The sequence below is a fragment of the Saccharomonospora sp. CUA-673 genome (genome assembly GCF_001942305.1).
In the GTDB taxonomy this organism is placed as follows: domain Bacteria; phylum Actinomycetota; class Actinomycetes; order Mycobacteriales; family Pseudonocardiaceae; genus Prauserella.
Genome location: NZ_MKKE01000011.1, coordinates 11,970 through 28,795, shown reverse-complemented (window position 1 = coordinate 28,795; position 16,826 = coordinate 11,970). Strand labels below are relative to the sequence as shown.

At 69.9% G+C, this 16,826-nt stretch carries 18 protein-coding genes and 1 pseudogene; 5 read left to right on the top strand and 14 right to left on the bottom strand.

Annotation, left to right across the window (positions count from 1 at the left end; genetic code table 11):
• Positions 1-21: 21 nt before the first annotated feature.
• Both BJF85_RS06220 and BJF85_RS06215 read right to left on the bottom strand, forming a co-directional pair.
• The gene (locus tag BJF85_RS06220; protein ID WP_075846143.1) at positions 22-615 is read right to left on the bottom strand and encodes a hypothetical protein; all 594 of its coding nucleotides are present in this window, start codon (positions 613-615) and stop codon (positions 22-24) included.
• A 46-nt stretch (positions 616-661) separates the two neighbouring features.
• Complete coding sequence (locus BJF85_RS06215; RefSeq protein WP_075846142.1) at positions 662-1,153, bottom strand: DUF3145 domain-containing protein; 492 nt, start codon at positions 1,151-1,153, stop codon at positions 662-664.
• 252 nt (positions 1,154-1,405) lie between these two features.
• Between BJF85_RS06215 and BJF85_RS06210 the strand changes: the two genes are divergently transcribed.
• Positions 1,406-3,079: a hypothetical protein gene (locus tag BJF85_RS06210; RefSeq protein ID WP_075846141.1), complete on the top strand. Its 1,674-nt coding sequence runs from the start codon at positions 1,406-1,408 to the stop codon at positions 3,077-3,079.
• Here the strand turns inward: BJF85_RS06210 and BJF85_RS06205 are convergent.
• The 6 genes and pseudogenes from BJF85_RS06205 to BJF85_RS06180 form a co-directional block, all read right to left on the bottom strand.
• Positions 3,076-4,419 (bottom strand): HNH endonuclease signature motif containing protein, encoded by a 1,344-nt coding sequence (locus BJF85_RS06205; protein WP_083666003.1) that lies wholly within the window; start codon positions 4,417-4,419, stop codon positions 3,076-3,078. The two genes, BJF85_RS06210 and BJF85_RS06205, sit on opposite strands and share 4 nt — an antisense overlap.
• A 334-nt stretch (positions 4,420-4,753) precedes the next feature.
• Positions 4,754-5,797 (bottom strand): zinc-dependent alcohol dehydrogenase family protein, encoded by a 1,044-nt coding sequence (locus tag BJF85_RS06200; RefSeq protein WP_075846139.1) that lies wholly within the window; start codon positions 5,795-5,797, stop codon positions 4,754-4,756.
• A 7-nt stretch (positions 5,798-5,804) separates the two neighbouring features.
• Positions 5,805-6,284: a ribonuclease E activity regulator RraA gene (rraA, locus tag BJF85_RS06195; RefSeq protein ID WP_255375436.1), complete on the bottom strand. Its 480-nt coding sequence runs from the start codon at positions 6,282-6,284 to the stop codon at positions 5,805-5,807.
• Positions 6,285-6,461: 177 nt separating this feature from the next.
• Positions 6,462-6,644: pseudogene (locus BJF85_RS31165) on the bottom strand (hypothetical protein); the annotation flags it as partial.
• Positions 6,645-6,682: 38 nt separating this feature from the next.
• A complete protein-coding gene (locus BJF85_RS06185) occupies positions 6,683-7,801 on the bottom strand; it encodes an acyl-CoA desaturase (RefSeq protein ID WP_075846137.1) in 1,119 nt (372 codons plus the stop codon).
• Between the two features lie 8 nt (positions 7,802-7,809).
• Positions 7,810-8,631 carry a flavin reductase family protein gene (locus BJF85_RS06180; RefSeq protein ID WP_255375435.1) on the bottom strand — a complete coding sequence of 274 codons (822 nt, stop codon included), beginning with the start codon at positions 8,629-8,631 and terminating at the stop codon, positions 7,810-7,812.
• Between the two features lie 378 nt (positions 8,632-9,009).
• Between BJF85_RS06180 and BJF85_RS06175 the strand changes: the two genes are divergently transcribed.
• A complete protein-coding gene (locus BJF85_RS06175; RefSeq protein ID WP_075846136.1) occupies positions 9,010-9,627 on the top strand; it encodes a TetR family transcriptional regulator in 618 nt (205 codons plus the stop codon).
• 33 nt (positions 9,628-9,660) lie between these two features.
• Here the strand turns inward: BJF85_RS06175 and BJF85_RS06170 are convergent, their stop codons facing one another.
• Positions 9,661-9,867, bottom strand: coding sequence for a heavy-metal-associated domain-containing protein (locus BJF85_RS06170; RefSeq protein ID WP_075846302.1), 207 nt, complete (start codon positions 9,865-9,867; stop codon positions 9,661-9,663).
• A gap of 194 nt (positions 9,868-10,061) precedes the next feature.
• Between BJF85_RS06170 and BJF85_RS06165 the strand changes: the two genes are divergently transcribed.
• The gene (locus tag BJF85_RS06165; RefSeq protein WP_075846135.1) at positions 10,062-10,511 is read left to right on the top strand and encodes an Hsp20/alpha crystallin family protein; all 450 of its coding nucleotides are present in this window, start codon (positions 10,062-10,064) and stop codon (positions 10,509-10,511) included.
• 222 nt (positions 10,512-10,733) lie between these two features.
• The gene (locus BJF85_RS06160) at positions 10,734-10,898 is read left to right on the top strand and encodes a Rho termination factor (RefSeq protein WP_139320487.1); all 165 of its coding nucleotides are present in this window, start codon (positions 10,734-10,736) and stop codon (positions 10,896-10,898) included.
• Here BJF85_RS06160 and BJF85_RS06155 read toward each other — a convergent pair.
• The 4 genes from BJF85_RS06155 to BJF85_RS06140 form a co-directional block, all read right to left on the bottom strand.
• A complete protein-coding gene (locus tag BJF85_RS06155) occupies positions 10,885-11,295 on the bottom strand; it encodes a hypothetical protein (protein ID WP_075846133.1) in 411 nt (136 codons plus the stop codon). The genes BJF85_RS06160 and BJF85_RS06155 overlap by 14 nt on opposite strands.
• Positions 11,296-11,511: 216 nt before the next feature.
• Positions 11,512-12,660, bottom strand: coding sequence for an NAD(P)/FAD-dependent oxidoreductase (locus BJF85_RS06150; protein ID WP_075846132.1), 1,149 nt, complete (start codon positions 12,658-12,660; stop codon positions 11,512-11,514).
• Between the two features lie 86 nt (positions 12,661-12,746).
• Positions 12,747-13,646: an RNA polymerase sigma-70 factor gene (locus BJF85_RS06145; RefSeq protein WP_075846301.1), complete on the bottom strand. Its 900-nt coding sequence runs from the start codon at positions 13,644-13,646 to the stop codon at positions 12,747-12,749.
• Positions 13,647-13,743: 97 nt separating this feature from the next.
• On the bottom strand, positions 13,744-14,682 hold the full coding sequence (locus BJF85_RS06140) for an AraC family transcriptional regulator (RefSeq protein ID WP_075846131.1): 939 nt from the start codon (positions 14,680-14,682) through the stop codon (positions 13,744-13,746).
• A gap of 82 nt (positions 14,683-14,764) precedes the next feature.
• Here BJF85_RS06140 and BJF85_RS06135 point away from each other — a divergent pair, with 82 nt between their 5' ends.
• Positions 14,765-15,214: a pyridoxamine 5'-phosphate oxidase family protein gene (locus BJF85_RS06135; RefSeq protein ID WP_075846130.1), complete on the top strand. Its 450-nt coding sequence runs from the start codon at positions 14,765-14,767 to the stop codon at positions 15,212-15,214.
• A 109-nt stretch (positions 15,215-15,323) separates the two neighbouring features.
• Here the strand turns inward: BJF85_RS06135 and lpdA are convergent, their stop codons facing one another.
• Positions 15,324-16,724, bottom strand: coding sequence for a dihydrolipoyl dehydrogenase (lpdA, locus tag BJF85_RS06130; RefSeq protein ID WP_075846129.1), 1,401 nt, complete (start codon positions 16,722-16,724; stop codon positions 15,324-15,326).
• Positions 16,725-16,826: the final 102 nt, after the last annotated feature.

Sequence of the window (16,826 nt, the reverse complement as noted above, 5' to 3'; positions counted from 1 at the left end):
CAAGGTTTCAGCAGCGCGGTTTCAGCAGCGGGACTGTTCCGGGACGGTGCCGGGTGGCACCGTCCCGATCCGCCATTCGCCCTCCTCGTCGGTGAGAGGGAACGCAAGTCGCCAGCGGATGCAGTCGGACGCCAGGTCGTCGGGTGCGTCCGCGGCGCTCTGGACGCTGGTGAACCCGACCAGGGCGGTCAGTTGGCCCTCGGGGGCGGGGTCGATCCGGTAGACGCGGATGCTGCCGTCGCGGGTGCTGCGGTAGTTGGCGCGCCACACGTCCTCGGGTTGGACGGCGGCGCGGTCGCTGACGACCGTCGTGACCCATCGGTCGTAGTCGCGTTCGTTGATCGCGTCGAAGTAGTTCTGCAGCACTCCTCGCACCGGACCGGCCTCCGGGTGGGCAGCGGCGTCGGGGGCCATCTGCACCCGCGAGGATCCCGGCTGCTCCTCGGGCTGCGGTGAGGCCGGCGCGGTGGAGGTCTGCGCGGCCGCGGCATCGGACGCCGACTGCGGCTCCTGGTAGAGCTCGCGGGCCACGAGACCGCCGCCGAGGGTGAATGCCACGACCGCGACCAGCACCGGAACCAGCCAGCGCCGGGTCGGATGAGTCGTGGACGGCACCGGTCCAGAATACTGCGCCGGCGGCGTTCCGGTGGATCTGTCGAGGTCAGCCGACCTGGTGCAACCAGGTGACCGGTGCGCCGTCGCCGGCGTGCCGGAACGGTTCGAGTGCCTCGTCCCAGCCCGCGCCCAGCAGTTCGTCGATGCGGTGGGCGAGCTGTTCGGAGGCGCGGCTCTTGGCCACGAGGGTGCGCAGTTGGTCCTCGGGCACCACGATGTCGCCGTTGGCGCTGGTCCGGGCGTGCCACAGGCCCAGGCCGGGTGCGTAGCAGAACCGTTGCCCGTCGATGCCGGGGCTGGGTTCCTCGGTGATCTCGAAGCGGATCATCGGCCATGCCTTGAGCGCGCTTGCGAGCTTGCTCGCGGTGCCGGCCGAACCTCGCCATTCGCATTCCGCGCGCAATTGCCCGGGCGCGGCCGGCTGCGCTGTCCAGCGCAACTCGACACGCGTTCCGAGCGTGCCTGACATCGCCCACTCGACGTGCGGACACACCGCAGACGGCGACGAGTGGACGTACACAACGCCACGAGTGCTCACTGCTGACCTCCGCTTGTTCGACGAGGGGCGTCTTCCCCTACGACCTCGCGAACCACGTCAGGCCGGTACATGAGCACCGCATCAGTTATCTCCTGCACATTTTGCACTGCATACGCCCGCTGCGCCACACACACCCCAGACTTCACAGCGTTCCCGGGGCCGAATCGGGGCCATCTGCACCCGGCGCCGAGGGGCACGCGGTAGATTCCCGGTGCCCGGTACCGGCGAGGTGGCGCAGGGGAGGTGTGCGGGGTGCGACTTGTGCGGTTCTCGACCCGGCCCGCGCAGATTTCGCCGGACATCCGTGCGGCGTTGACGGCCCTCAGCCGCGGCGAGCAGTCGGTCGACGGGGTCGGCCTGGTCGGCGTGCAGCCCCCGGACTCGGACGTCGCGGTCGACGCCGTCGTCGTGACCCCCCACGGTGCCGTCGTCGTGGTGGGCGTCGACCTGCCCGATCCGGCCATCCGGCTCGAGGCGCCGCTCGGCGACGTGTGGAAGGCCGACGGCTGGCCGCTGGTGCGCGGCGACGACTCGACGAATCCGTCGGACGAAGCCGTGGCCCTGGCCGATCGCGTCGCCGCCCGCATCCGGACTGTCGCGCCCGGAACGCCGGTCGGCACGGTGATCGCCGTCGGACCGTTCGTGGAGCACGTCGAGCAGCCGCCCGAGGAACTGGGCGGCACCGTGCGCATCGTCTATCCGACGTCGACCAGCCTGCTCGCGGCCCTGGTGTCGTTGGCGACCGCGCAGCAGCCCTGCACCGTCGCCCAGGCGCGCGCCGTACTCGCCGACCTGTCCCCCGACACCGACCTCGACGACGACGCACTGACCGCCGAAGGCTTCGGCACCGATGCGACGACGCCGGCCTCGACTCCGGCACCAAAGCCCGCGCCCCAGCCGGAGCCGACACCCAAGCCTCAGCCCTCGCCCCAGCCCGAGGCGGACACGAGTACCGACAACCCGCTCACGGACGACGCCGATACCGAGGCGCTGGACAGCCTGACGAGCGACGACGCCCCGGCCACGACCCCGTTGACGCCCTCGGCGTCACAGGTAGCGACCCCGGCCCTCGCACCGTCGACGCCCATGCCGCAAGCCGCACCGCGCTCCCCCGCCCCAGCTCCAGCTACGCCACCGACCGCGGCGGCACCCGCGGCACCGACGCAGCCCTCCCCGGCCCCGTCGACCGCTGCGCAACCGACCCCAGCCCAGCCACCGGTTGCCCAGCCGGCTGCGGCGTCGGCTCCGCCCCACCCCGCGCCGGCTCCCTCTCCGGCACCGCAGCCCCCGCAGGCCGGTCAAGCCACTCCCCCGCAGCCCGCTCCGACCCCGACGGCGTCGCCGCAGCGTCCGCCGTGGTGGCGGCGGTTGCCGAGGCAGTGGTGGGGTTGGCTGTCGGCGGCCGGTGCGTTCGTGGTGGGCGTGGTCGTGATCGTCACGTTCTCGCTGTTGGGTGGTGACGACGAGGACGAGCCGATCCGTACGCGTGCGGGTGGGTTGGAGTTCACGCAGCGCGCGGCGCAGTTGACGGACGACTGTGCGACGCATGCGGTCGGTGATCTGCGTGTGGTGTTGGCCGACGGTGGTTGCACGGGTCTACGTCGCGGCAGTTTCGACACCACTGTGGACGGTACGAACGTCGCTGTGTCGGTGTCGGCGTTGACGTTCACGGATCGACAGGCGGCGCAGCGCTTCCTGGAGGTCGCCGACACGCCGGGCACGGGCACGGTCGGCGATCTGGCGACGGAGACGAACCGGTGGTCGCCACCCGCACCCGGCTGGTCCGGCGCGGCCTACGTCAGCGACCTGGAGGGCACGACGGTGCGCCTGGTGCTCGCGACCCCGCGCGGCCAGGGAAGCGCGGAGTCCCCCGAGGTGACCAGGGCGGCCGAAGCAGCCCTGGACCTGGTCAAGCTCAACGATTAGAACGGCGGCGGGTCGTAGTCGGAGGTGCTGTCGGCGGGCTTGTCGGGATTCGACGATCGTGGGTCGAGGACGGGTTCGCGTTTGGCGTCGTAGGTGACTCCGAGGGGCGTGGTGATCGATGAGGTGCCGTGGAGTGGGTCGTACGAGTGGATCCAGCCGGGCGCGTTCTTGAGCCGGTGGTGTCGGCGGCAGCGGGGTGCGGCATTGTCGGTGGAGGTTGATCCGCCGTCCTTGGACCATTCCTGTTGGTGGTCGAAGTCGCAGTGCCGAGCGGGCCGCCGGCACCAGGGCACGACACACATCCGGTCGCGCACCTGGACGAGCTTGCGGATCGTCGAATTCGGACGATAGCTGGATCGGCCGAGGTCAACGGGGTTTCCGGTGGCGGGATCGCAGAGCACCTTCCGCCAGACGGACTTGGGGTTGGTCATGATCTCGCGTGCGTAAGGAGCGGGAACTGGTCCGATGCCGTCGATGGACGCCCCGGTTTCGGACATCGACAGTGCGGTGTCGATGGGCATGTGGAGATAGACCATCGCAGCCGACTGCGGCACCTGGACGCCGGGATCGTTGCCCAGGAGCAGGTCGGCGAACACGTTGGCGCGCAACTGGTCGAGATTCCGCGATGAGTCGTTCAGTCGGAGCTTGCGCGCCATGGCATCGACTCGCGCGTAGGCGGCGGAGGCAACGTCGGAGGGCAGGTCGGCCGACAGGCGCGACTGCGCGTAGACCCCGTGATCGAGCGTGACCTTCCGCCCCTCATGAGCCGTGCGAGCAGCGGCGGATTCGGCGTCGGGGTCGACCTGCTTGACGATCTGCGAAGCATGCCACGCCATATTCCGAGGCTGCCAAGCCGTCAACGAAAGCCGAGAAAGCTTCTCCTCAAGCAGCCGGTCAACCTCAAGTGCATCGGAATCGGAAATCGGCGCGACCACGTTGAGCACCCGCTCAGCGCAATACCGATCCACCTGCCCCTCTCGCATAGCCTGCAACAATCGAGGCATCCGATAGGTCAGAGCAAGCGCGGTATGAATCCGATCAAGAACACCCTGCGGAGATAGTCGAAGCTCAGGCGCCAACGCCTCGGCCAACGACCGCCGCTCCAACGAATCCGACGACGCCCCAGAGTCCAGCGAAGCAAGAAACGACACCTCAGCAGCATCAGCCCGGGCCCGCAGGTCAAGTACCGACCGAGCCGACGAAACAATCTCCTCAACACCTGTCACGCAACCAACTATACCGAACAATTGATCGACAAACACCACCCACAAGCATGACGAAGAACCCCACGCAAAGTAACCCCACCACCCCACCCCAAACACCGACCACCGAAGTGTCATCCCGTCGACCTAAAACCGGAACCATCACACTGCAGTCAGGGCGCAACCAACCCCCAAACAGGAACCAAGAAACGAAAACCTTGCGCCCTGGCTGCAGTGTGATACCCCAAACGAGAGGTCGACGGGATGACACTTCCCCCGGCGGCAAAGCCGCCCAACATCCCGGAGACCTGCCCGCCGGCGAGGCACGTCTAACCCCACGCCCCGAAACGCCAACACAACGACGTGAGCTGCCAACACGGCGACGTGAGGTGCCAACACGGCGACGCAGGACGCCAACACAACGACGTGAGGTGCCAACACGGCGACGTGGGGTGCCAACACGGCGACAGGGTCAGAGCTCGATGACGGTCATTCCTCCGGCGCCGACTACGTCGTCCATGGCAGCCAATGCCCGAGCGGCATCCTCGAGCCCGATAACCTCCGAGACCAATGCCTGCGGCCGCAGCACCCCATCGGCGACGAGCTGCAACATCCCCGGGTAGTCGCGCGCGGGCATGCCGTGAGATCCGTAGATCTCGAGCTCGAAGGCGGTGACGACGTCCATCGGAATCGGCGGGGTGGCGGCGGGTCCGAAGAGGAGTCCGATCTGGACGTGCCGGCCGCGGCGCCGCAGGGATCGTACGGATGCGGCGCAGGTGTCGGCGGAGCCGTAGGCGTCGACGGACACGTGCGCCCCGCCTCCGGTGGCGTCGTGCACGGCAGCCGCGACGTCGGCCACGGACATGCCCGCGGAGTGGATGCCGACGTCCGCGCCGAGCGCACGGGCGCGCGCCAGCGACGCCTCGGCGACATCGACCGCGACGACGCGCGCGCCGAGTGCGACTCCGATCTGCACGGCGGACAGGCCCACTCCCCCGCAGCCGTGGACGACGAGCTGGTCGCCGGTGCCGACGCGGCCGTGGGCGGTCAACGCGCGGTAGGCCGTGGCGAATCGGCACCCGAGGGAGGCGGCGGCGACGAAGCCGACGTCGTCGGGCAGTGCGACGAGGTTCAGGTCGGCCGCGTGGATCGCGACCCGGTCGGCGAAGGATCCGGGGCCGGTGAACCCGGGCTGTGTCTGCTGTGGACACACCTGGGCCTCGCCTGCCGCGCAGTGTTCGCACCGGCCGCAGCCGCACACGAACGGCACGGTCACACGCGCGCCGGCGCGCCACCGGGTCACCTCGGGTCCGATGTGGGCGATCACTCCGGACAGTTCGTGTCCGGGGATCTGCGGCAGCGGAACCTGTTCGTGCCCTTTCCAGGCGTGCCAGTCCGACCGGCACACGCCGGTGGCGCGCACGTCGAGCACCACGCCGTCGGCGGGACACTCCGGTTCCGGCACCTCACGCAGTTCGAGCGGCTGCGTGTAGCCCGCGTAGACGACGGCTCGCACCGGCGCCTCAGATCCGCGGGAGGAGCACCACGCCGTCGTCGTCGGCGTACAGCTGGTCACCGGGGTGGAACGTGATACCGCCGAAGCCGACCGGGATGTCGACCTCGCCGACACCGTCCTTGCTGCTCTTGCGCGGGTTGGTGCCGAGCGCCTTGACGCCCAGCGGCAGTCCGGCCAGCACCGACGAGTCGCGCACCGCGCCGTTGATGATCAGCCCGGCCCAGCCGTTGCGCACCGCGGCGCCGGCGATGAGGTCGCCGGTCAGCGCCGTGTGCAGCGAGCCGCGTCCGTCGACGACGAGCACGCAGCCCTCGCCCGGCGAGTTCAGCAGCTGCTTGACCAGGCCGTTGTCCTGGTAGCAGGACACCGTGCGCACCCGGCCGAAGAACTCCCGGTGCGAACCGAACTGCCGGAACTGCGTATCGCACACGCGCAGCGCGTCGCCGTGCTCGTCGACGAGGTCTGCCGTATTCCTCACGTCACTCACGCCGGACATCATGACCACCCCGGCCGTGCCCGGTCCCGACGGGGAGGCGCACACCACACCACCGCGGGACGCTCATCGCCCGGCTGTGTCGGCCCCGTCGTCGGGGTCGACGTCCACGACCTCGGCGTCGACCTCGACATCAGCATCCTCGACACCGGCGTCCTGGTCGGCCCGGTGGTCGGCGACGGCGCGCTCGGACGCCTCCCGCATCTCGATCACCTCGGTCACCCACTCACCGGTCTCGCGCGCGACGTCGCGGACGGCGCCGGTGATGATCCCGGTGATGTTGCCGACGTGCGTGGCCGCCTGCTCCGTGAGCACCTGCACGGTGTCCTTGCCCGCTTCGAACCGCCCGACCATGTCGCCGCTCCCTGCCTCGGTTGCCGTTCCCGCCTGCCTCAGGCGGCGACGGGTTTCCGGTCGCGTTCGAGCGTAGCCGGTTGCTGGGCCTCGTCCCCAGTGCCGGGCAGCGCGAACTTGACGATCTTCTTCGCCACCTGCCACAGCTGCTTGTGCAGCGGGCCCGTGTTGTACGGCAAGCCGTACTTCTCGCAGATGGCGCGCACCTCACCGGCGATCTGCGGGTAGCGCCGCGCGGGGATGTCCGGGAAGAGGTGGTGCTCGATCTGGTGCGAGAGGTTGCCGGACAGGACGTGGAACAGCTTGCCGCCGGTGATGTTCGCCGACCCGAGGATCTGGCGCAGGTACCACTGCCCGCGCGTCTCGTTGCGGGTCTCCTCCTCGCTGAAGCTCTCGACGTCGGAGGGGAAGTGCCCGCAGAAGATGATGCCGAACGCCCACAGGTTGCGCGCGAGGTTGGCGGTCGCGTTGCCCGCGAACGTCAGCGGCGCGAGCGGGCCGGTGAGCAGCGGGAACAGCACGTAGTCCTTGCCGATCTGCTGCCGCAGCTTCTGCCCGATGCGGCGCCGCTCCTCGGCGAACTCGGACCACTTGCGCTCGCCCTTGATCACCCGGTCGACCTCGAGGTCGTGCAGCATGACGCCCCACTGGAAGAAGATCGCCAGCAGCGTCGCGTACACCGGGTTGCCCAGGTAGTACGGATGCCACTTCTGCGCGGGGTCGATGCGCAGGATGCCGTAGCCGACGTCGCGGTCCTTGTCGACGATGTTGGTGTAGGTGTGGTGGATGTAGTTGTGCGAGTGCCGCCAGTTCTCGGCGGGCGCCACGTTGTCCCATTCGAACCGCTGCGAGCTCAGCGCCGGGTCGCGCGTCCAGTCGTACTGGCCGTGCATGACGTTGTGGCCGATCTCCATGTTGTCGAGGATCTTCGCCAGCGACAGCGCACCGACCCCGGCGAGCCATGCCGGCGGGAAGAACCCGACGTACATCAGCGCCCGGCCCGTGACCTCGAGGCCCCGCTGGGCCTTGATGACGTTGTGGATGTACTCGACGTCGTCGGCGCCGAGGTCGGCGACGATCCGCTGCCGCAGTTCGTCCATCTCGCGGCCGAACGCCTCCACCTGTTCCGGGGTGAGCCGGTCCTGCAAGCCCGTCATGTTCTCTCCTAGCAGTCGATGTCGACGTCGCCGGCCGCGGCGGTGACGCACAGTTGGATCTCTTCGTCGTCCTCGGCGGACTGCTCACCTGCGGAGGTGCGCACGACGCCGGAGACCTTGCGCTGGGTGCACGAGAAGCAGATGCCCATGCGACAGCCGTACTCCGGGGTCAGGCCGGCGGACTCGGCCTGTTCGAGCAGGGTGCGGCCGTCGCCGGTGACCTCGACGCCGCTGCGCACGAAGCGGATGCGGCCGCCGACGCCCTCGGCGGGAACCGTCAGCGCGGGAGGCGTGAACGCCTCGGTGTGCAGTTGTTCACCGATGCCTTCGGCGTCGTACAGCTCGCGCACGGCGTCCATCAGCGCGGGCGGACCGCACAGGTACGCCGGCAGCTGCGCGAACGTGGGCGCGACGTCCTTCAGGTGTGCGGCGGTGAAATGCCCGTCGGTGGCGGTGTGGCGCACCTGCACGCGGACCCCGCGCCGGGTCGCCAGCCGCGCCAGCTCGTCGGCGTAGGGCACGTCGGCCGGTGTACGCGCGTAGTACAGCAGCGACACCGCGCCCGGGTACTGCTCGTCGACGAGCGTGCGCAGCATCGACAGCACCGGGGTGATGCCGCTGCCCGCCGCGATGAGCACCACGCCGTCCGGTCGCGGCGACGGCAGGGTGAACGTCCCCTCGGCGGCGGACAGGCCGAGCACGGTGCCGGCCCGCGCGTGCTCGTACAGGTGGCGCGACACGAGGCCGCCCTCGTGCGCCTTGATCGTGAACTCGAGGTCGCCGCCCCGGCGCGCGCTGCCCGCGGGCGAGTAGCACCGGGTGCGGCGCACGCCGTCGATGTCGACGGTGACGCGGACGAACTGGCCTGCGTCGAATCCGCGCCACGCGCGCTCGGGCGGACGGTCAGCGTCACCGAGTCGGCCGGCTGTCTGCGGACCGCCACGACCTCGCCGCGGATCTCGCGTCGCACCAGCATCGGATCGATCAGCTCGACGTAGCGGTCGAACCCGTGCGGAGTCAGCAGTCGCTCCGCCAACGAGGTGAGTGAGGCCGGCAGTGCGGCCATCCTCGTCACCGCCTCTCCAATTCAGTGAACGTCTGTACACTCAACTATGGGGACGCGGAGCTGGAGGCGCAAGGTGGACGAGAGTGATGTGAAGCGGGTTACAACCGCGGTGGCGATCCGGGCCGACGTAGGCTTGGCAACCATGACCGCCCCGGAAACCCGTAACGAACGCAAGGAACGCACCCGCCGCGCGCTGCTCGACGCCGCGCTGCGGCAGGCGTCGGAACGCGGTTTTGCCGGGGTCAGCCTGCGGGAGATCGCGAAACAGGCGGGCGTCGTACCGACAGCGGTCTATCGGCATTTCGCGTCGATGGACGAGCTGGGCGTCACGCTCGTCGAGGAGTCGATGCGCACGCTGCGGACGATGATCCGCGAGGCCCGTGCCGTGCCCGGTGGCTCGGACGATCTCATCCGCGCCTCGGTGCTCACCCTCTCGGAGCACGTGCGTTCACACGAGGATCACTACTGGTTCCTCGTGCGCGAGCGGTACGGCGGGACGGGTGCGGTACGGCAGACGATCGGCGTGGAACTCAAACTGCTCACCGGCGAACTCGCGGTCGACCTGGCCCGCTTCGACGGACTGCGCACGTGGCCCACAGGCGACCTCCGCATGCTCGCCGACCTGGTCGTGTCGGCCATGTTCAGCACCGTGCTCGAGCTGCTCGAAGCCAGACCGGGGGCCGACGCCGAGATCGTCGAAACCGCGCAGCGCGCGCTGCGACTGATCTTCGTCGGCGCCGGCCACTGGCGCAGCTCCTGAACGAGGCGGGCCCCTCCGAGGAGCCCGAGGCGGTCACGCCGTGAGCGTGTAGCCGGCCTCCTCGACGGCCGAGCGGACGGCGTCGGCCGGGAGTTCGGCATCACTGGTGACGGTGACGGCACCGGTCTCGAGATCGACGTCGACGCTCCGGACACCGTCGATCTCGCCGACCTCCTCGGTCACCGACGCCACGCAGTGCTGGCACGTCATGCCGACAACGGTGTAGGCCTTCTCGAACATCGCTTCCACCCTTCCGGAGTATCCGTCGAGACAATATACCCCCTACCCCTATGCAGCAACTAGCCATGTCGTGACCTGCTGTAAGGCAGACTTGAGTGGCAAGTGCTCAACTTTGGGAACAATTGAGGCATCAACTCCGTTGCACCCGGTGACAGGCCCGAGTCGCGGGCCGTGAACCCCAGGAGGGATGAGCAATGGCATTCCCGGTGCTGCGTACCAACCGCACCCCGCGTCCGCTCGGAGTCTCGAGCCCGAGCTGGGGTCAGCCGTGGAATCCGTTCCGCGAGTTCGACGAGCTCGCGCGGGCGCTGAACGCCGGCACCTCCTCGCAGACGTGGGCCCCGGCCGCCGACGTCCGCGAGACCGACGAGGCGTACGTCGTCGAGGTCGAGCTGCCCGGCGTGCAACGCGACGACATCACCGTCGACCTGGCCGACAACGTCCTGTCGATCAGCGGCGAGATCGCCGAGCGCGAGGGGACGTTCCGTCGCCGGACGCGCCGCACCGGACAGTTTCGCTACGGCGTGACGCTGCCCGAGGGTGTCGACGCCGAGCAGATCGGCGCCGAGCTCGCCGACGGTGTCCTGACGGTCACCGTTCCGAAGCGGCCCGACGAGGGAACGCGCCGCATCGAGATCAAGTAAGCAGGCGCGCGCACGACAACGGGGCGGGGACCGATCATCGGCCCCCGCCCCGAGTCCGATATGGACAGTGTGGACAGCGGGGACGCCGCACCACGTAGCCCGTGGACGCTGTGGACGGCGTCACGCCCGGGGTTTGTCGATGGCTCCACCGGGTATGCGCCTGGCATGGCGAAAATCCCGTGGCAGACGACGAGCGACAATCGTGGACATCACGAGACGAGCATGGCCGAACTCGCTGCGTCGGCCCGCAGCCTCGGAATCACGTCGACGGCGCACATGAGCGACGCAGAATTGATCGAGGCGATCGAGCAACAGCGCGAGACGAACGCCGTGCTGCGCGCGGAAGGCGAATCGGTGCCGGTTCCGCCTCAGGTCACTGGCGGATGAGCGAACGGCTCGCGAGCTCGGCGGCGTGGAGTTCGCGGCCCAGCTGTGAGGCCATCCGCTGGGCGCGCGAGAGCGCGGCCGCGGCCTCGAACGTCGACTGGGTCAGCTCGGAGTAGTCGGCGTCGTCACCGAGGTTTCCCGACCACAGCTGCTGTTCCAGCCAGGAACCGGCCTCCGGCAGGAACCGGGCGAGGTTCTCCGAGAGCTGGCGCAACGAGGCGAGCACCTCGTGCAGCTCCGCCTCCTGCTCGGCGCGGTCGACGGCGCCACTGCCCGCGGTGCGCCGTGCGGCCCACTGCTGGAGGGCGCGCGTCGCATCCTCGGCGCGGGCGGCCAGCACGCCGGGGTCTGCCGCGGCACTCAGGTTGCTCTGCTCGGCGTTGCCGGATGCGGTCATGGCGGATCCCTCTACGGACGGCGGAAAAAGAATGGAGGCCGGAGAACCATTCTCCGGCGAATCGAACCTTCCCTCACGTTAACGCCGAGGTAGCCGATTTCCTGCCGCGATGTGGCGAAGCTCAAGTTCGCCCACCGGACGTAACACCCGCGTGAACAACTCCCGGAAAGATCGAATTCACCAAATACGCCGGCCGGGAATCGAATCGGAATGTGGTCACCCGGTGACCGTGCGGATCGGGCGGTACGGGCCGGGGTGAGCCGAGAACCACGTCGCACCGCGTACGACGGCCTCCTTGTACCGGGCGGCGACCCGGCCCGTGAGCGCCGCGCGCCGCGACCGGTCGTCGGCGTCGACGAGCTGGATGACTCCGTCCCGCCTGCCGAGACTCACGCACTGGTTGACGTAGCGGAACCGCAGCCCGCCCGGGTCGCGGCCGGCCAGTGCCGCCGCGATCGCCGTGCCCGCGGCACCACCCATCGGCAGCGCCGTCGCGCACGCCATCCGCAACATCCGCCCGCTCGGCAGTTCCGGCGCCGCGGCGTCGCCCACCGCGTAGACGTCGGGGTGCGAGACCGACCGCAACGTCTCGTCGACCCGGACCCGCCCCACCTCGTCGACGGCCAGGCCCGCGGCCTCCGCGAGCGGGGGTACGGCGAAACCCGTGCACGTCAGCGTCAGGCCCGCACCGACCGTCCCGCCGCCGGCCAGACGCACCCGGCCGTCGTCGACGTCCACGACGGCACCGCGGACGACGTGGATCCCGAGCCGGTCGAACACCGCGCGGACGTGCGTGCGCGCCCGTGTCGACAGCCCCGGCCCCGGCTCGGTGTCCGACACCATGCGGACCGACAGCGACGGCCACCGTTCGGCGATCTCGGTCGCCGCCTCGATTCCCGTCAGTCCCCCGCCGACCACCGCGACCGTGCCGCGTTCCCCGGCGAGCTCGGCGATCCGGCCCCGGGCCTGCCCCGCGTCCTCGGCCGAGGCGAGCGGGATCGCGGCGTCGGGTGCCGGCGCGGCCGTGCTGCCGACCGCGCAGACGAGCGTGTCGTAACGCAGCACGTCCGGCCCCGTGCCCTGGGTCGCCGTGCCCTGGGTCGGTTCGAGGTCGAGTTCCCTGCGGTCGAGGTCGATGGCCCGCACCCGCGCGACGACCACCGACACCCCGGGGCGCAAGCGTTCGCGCAGCGACATCGCGGCGACGTCCTCCCCCGCTGCGACCTGGTGCAGCCGTACTCGTTCGACGAACGTGTCCCGCTCGTTCACCAACACCACCTCGGCGCCGTCGACCCGGCGCGCGATCCGATTCGCCGCCGTCGCACCCGCGTAGCCCCCGCCGATCACCACGATCCGCCGACCCATGTGCCCGCTCCTTCCCCGCTGCCGCCGTGTCACCTCCTGAACCGGGCAGCGGCACCGGAACTGACAGCAGCGTCCAGTGTTCTGTGTCACATGGCGGGCAGGGCGAGTCGCGTGAGCTTGTCCGGGTTCGCGATCAGATAGATGTCGGCGATCGCACCCTCGACCAGGTGCAGCGACACGGCCAGCGCGGGCACGTCGTCGAGCGTGGCCACGAGCCCGGGCCCACCGTTGAGTTCGACCACGTGCACCCCGACACCGGGGATGTCCCTGCTCATCCAGCCCAGGTAGCGCGCGACGCGGTCGGCACCGCGGATCGGCTTGCGCGCGGCGGTCGTCCTGCCGCCGCCGTCGGCCCACGCCACGACGTCGTCGACGAACAGGCTGCGCAACGCGTCCTGGTCGCCGCCGCGCGCGGCGGCGAGGAACCGTTCGGTGATGCGCCGCGCCTGTTGCGGCGAGGTCGTGAACCGTGCCCTGCCGTCGGCGACGTGCCTGCGGGCGCGGCTGTGGAGCTGCTGGCTGTACGCCTCGGTCACGCCGAGCATGGCGGCGATCTCGACGTGCGGGTAGCCGAACGCCTCGCGGAGCACGAACACCGCACGTTCGGGTGGGGTCAGCCGTTCGAGCACCACGAGCATCGCCATCGACACCGATTCCCGCTCGGCGACCGTGGTCAGCGCGGAGTCGGTCCGGCCGGTGTGTCCGTTGGCCTCGCTACCGGTCAGGATGGGTTCCGGGAGCCACGGGCCGACGTACTCCTCACGGCGCGCCCGCGCCGACGTCAACCGGTTCAGGCACACGTTGGTCAGCACCCGGGTCAACCAGGCGGCCGGCTCGCGCACCCCGGCGTGATCGGCGCCGGACCAGCGCACGAACGTGTCCTGCACGGCGTCCTCGGCGTCGGCGACCGTACCCAGCATCCGGTAGGCGATCGCCTGCAGCCGGGCACGCGCGTCCTCGAAGACGCGCACCTGCTCGTCACCCATGACCACCCACCAACGCTAACCGCCGTGTCAGCACCCCACGTCGCCGTGTCAGCACCTGGCGTCGCCGTGTTGTGGATTCGTGGACGGCCCGCGCCGGTCATTCCGCGCGGGCAGAGGTGCGGAACCGGCTCGGGGTGACGCCTCGGACGCGTTTGAACGCGGCACTGAACGCGAACGGATCGGCATAGCCGACCGTCCGCGCGACGTCGGCGACCGTGACCGACGAGCGTTCGGCCAGCAGTTCCGCGGCGAGCGTCATGCGCCAGCGGGTGAGGTAGGCCAGCGGCGGTTCACCCAGCACGTCGGCGAACCGCTTCGCCAGCGTCGAACGCGCGACGCCGACGCGGGCGGCCAGGGCGGCGACCGTCCACGGCGCCTCGGGTTCGGCGTGCATCCGCCGCAACGCGTCGCCGACGACCGGATCGTGTTGCGCGGTCCACCAGCCCGGCGCTGCGCCGCCCGGCCGGTCGAACCACGCGCGCAACGTGCACACCAACATCCAGTCCAGCAGCCGGTCGAGCACCACCTGCTGTCCCGGCTTGTCGATCGCGACCTCCTCGGCAAGGTGCTCGAGCACAGCGTCCCCGGTCCCTCCACCGTCCACACGCAACACATACGGCAGCGCCTCCAGCAGCTGGGCGTTGACCTCGCTGCGTGCCGGATAGGCGCCGACGATCAACGTCGCCACGTCGCCCCTGCCGCCACCGCCCGCGTCGTACCAACCGCGCCGGTGCCGCGTTCCGCCGTCCTCCGGGACCGTGCAGTGCGCACCACAGTGGACGGGTTCGGCGCGCGTGCCGAGCTCGTCGACGAAGCCGAACGTCACCGGCGCGCGGACCACCACCGTGTCGCCGTCACGCAACGGCTCGGGTTCGCCTTGGGAGGGCACGATCCACCCCGACCCGCCGAGCACCGTGCACAGGGTCAGTGGGGCGGCGTCGTCGAACCGCAGCGACCAGGGCGGCGTCAGCATCGAGCTGCCGAACAGCGACCCGTGCGCGCGGATGCCACGGATCAGATCGTCGAAGACGTCCACATTCGCGAGCGTAGACGAACAGCCAGGAAATCCGGAGCTCTACCCATGTGATCGTCCGCGTCGATCGGGTTGACTCGTCGACATGACGACGACCGATACCACCGCGGACACGCTTCTGACCACCGACGACCTCGCGTTCCTCCGCCGACCGCTGCTGGGCTTCTTCACCGTGGCCGCAGGGCCGGTGCCGCCGCAGCCCCGGCCCGTGTGGTTCGAACCGGCCGACGACGGCACGATCCACCTGTTCACCGACGCGGGCGCACGCAAGGTGCGCCAACTGCGGCAGGATCCGCGCGCGTCGCTCGTCGTCACCACCCCGGTCGACGAACGCGAACGTTGGGTGTCGGTCTCCGGCACCACCACGATCGACACCGGCGGATCCGCCGAGACCTACGACCTGGCGCGCCGCCTCGCCGCGCAGTACTGGGATCTGGGCGACGCCGCCCGCACCGCCGACCTCGACGGCGTACTGGCACTCGACCTCGCACGCATCGTGTTGCGCCCGAACGCAGTTGCGCGCTACGGGTTCTGACCCGTAGCGCGCAACACGACGACGCGGATTGCCAACACGCCCACGCGAACCGCTGACACGGCGACGCCAGGTGCTGACACGGCGACGTGGGGTGCTGACACGGCGGTTGTCACATGTTGATCATGTGGCCGGCGAGGCCGTGGACGGCTTCCTTGACGGCCTCGCCGAGGGTCGGGTGGGCGTGCACGTTGCGGCCGACCTCGTGGATCGTCAGGTCCCACTGCTGGGCGAGCGTGAGCTCGGGCAGCAGCTCGGTGACCTCCGGGCCGATCAGGTGCGCGCCGAGGAACTCGCCGTGCTCGGAGTCGGCGACGATCTTGACGAACCCGACCGGGTCGGCCAGGCCGTGCGCCTTGCCGTTGGCGGTGAACGGGAACTTCTGCACCTGGATGTCGTGGCCGGCGTCGCGGGCCTGCTGCTCGGTGAGTCCGAACGAGGCGATCTGCGGCTGGCAGTACGTCGCGCGCGGGATCATCCGGAAGTCGAGTTCCATCGTCTCGACGTTCGCGATGGTCTCGGCGGCGATCATCGCCATGGACTCGGCCGCGTGCGCGAGCATCAACTTGGCCGTCACGTCACCGATAGCGAAGATGCTCGGCACGTTGGTACGACCGCGACCGTCGACCTCGATCGCGCCGCGGTCGGTCAGGCGCACACCCGCGTTCTCGAGCCCGTAGCCCTCGACGTTGGGCGCGAAACCCATGGCCTGCAACACCTTGTCGGCCTCGAGCACCTTCTGCTCACCGTCGGCCGAGACGGTGACGCGCACGCCGTCACCGTTGTCCTCAATGGACTCGACCTTGGTGGAGGTGAGGACGTCGACGCCGAGCCGGCGGTACCGGCGCGCCAGTTCCGCCGACACCTCCTCGTCCTCGCCGGGCACCATGCGGTCGGCGAACTCGACGATCGTGACCTTGACGCCGTAGTTGTGCAGCACGTAGGCGAACTCGACGCCGATGGCGCCCGCGCCGGCGATGACGACGCTGCCGGGCAGCTCGTCGGCGAGGATCTGCTCCTCGTAGGTCACGACGTTCTCGCTGCGCTGCGTGCCGGGCAGCAGCTTCGGGCTCGCACCCGCGGCGATGATGCAATGGTCGAAGGTGACCGTCTCGGTCGTACCGTCCTCACGGCGCACCTCGATCGCGTTGGCGCCGGTGAACGAGCCGCGGCCGGTGAACTGGGTGACGGCATTCTTCTTCATCAGATAGTGAATGCCCTTGACGCGGCCGTCGGCGACCTTGCGGCTGCGCGTGTACGCCGCGCCGTAGTCGAACGTGACCTCACCGGTCGTCTGGATGCCGAAGGTTTTGGCCTCGGTGTGGAACAGGTGCGCCAGTTCCGCGTTCCGCAGGAGCGCCTTCGACGGGATGCAGCCCACGTTCAGGCAGACACCGCCCCAGTAACGCTCCTCGATGATCGCGGTGTCGTACCCGAGCTGGGCCGCGCGGACGGCGGCGGTGTACCCGCCGGGACCGGCGCCCAGGACCACAACGTCGAAGTGTTCGCTCATGGTCGCGATTATGCCCCGCGCCACACCGCACCGCCGCCACCCGGGGCGTGGGCGTGACATGGGTCGCTCTGCCGGGCGAAACCCGCGTCCGGCAGAGCGAAC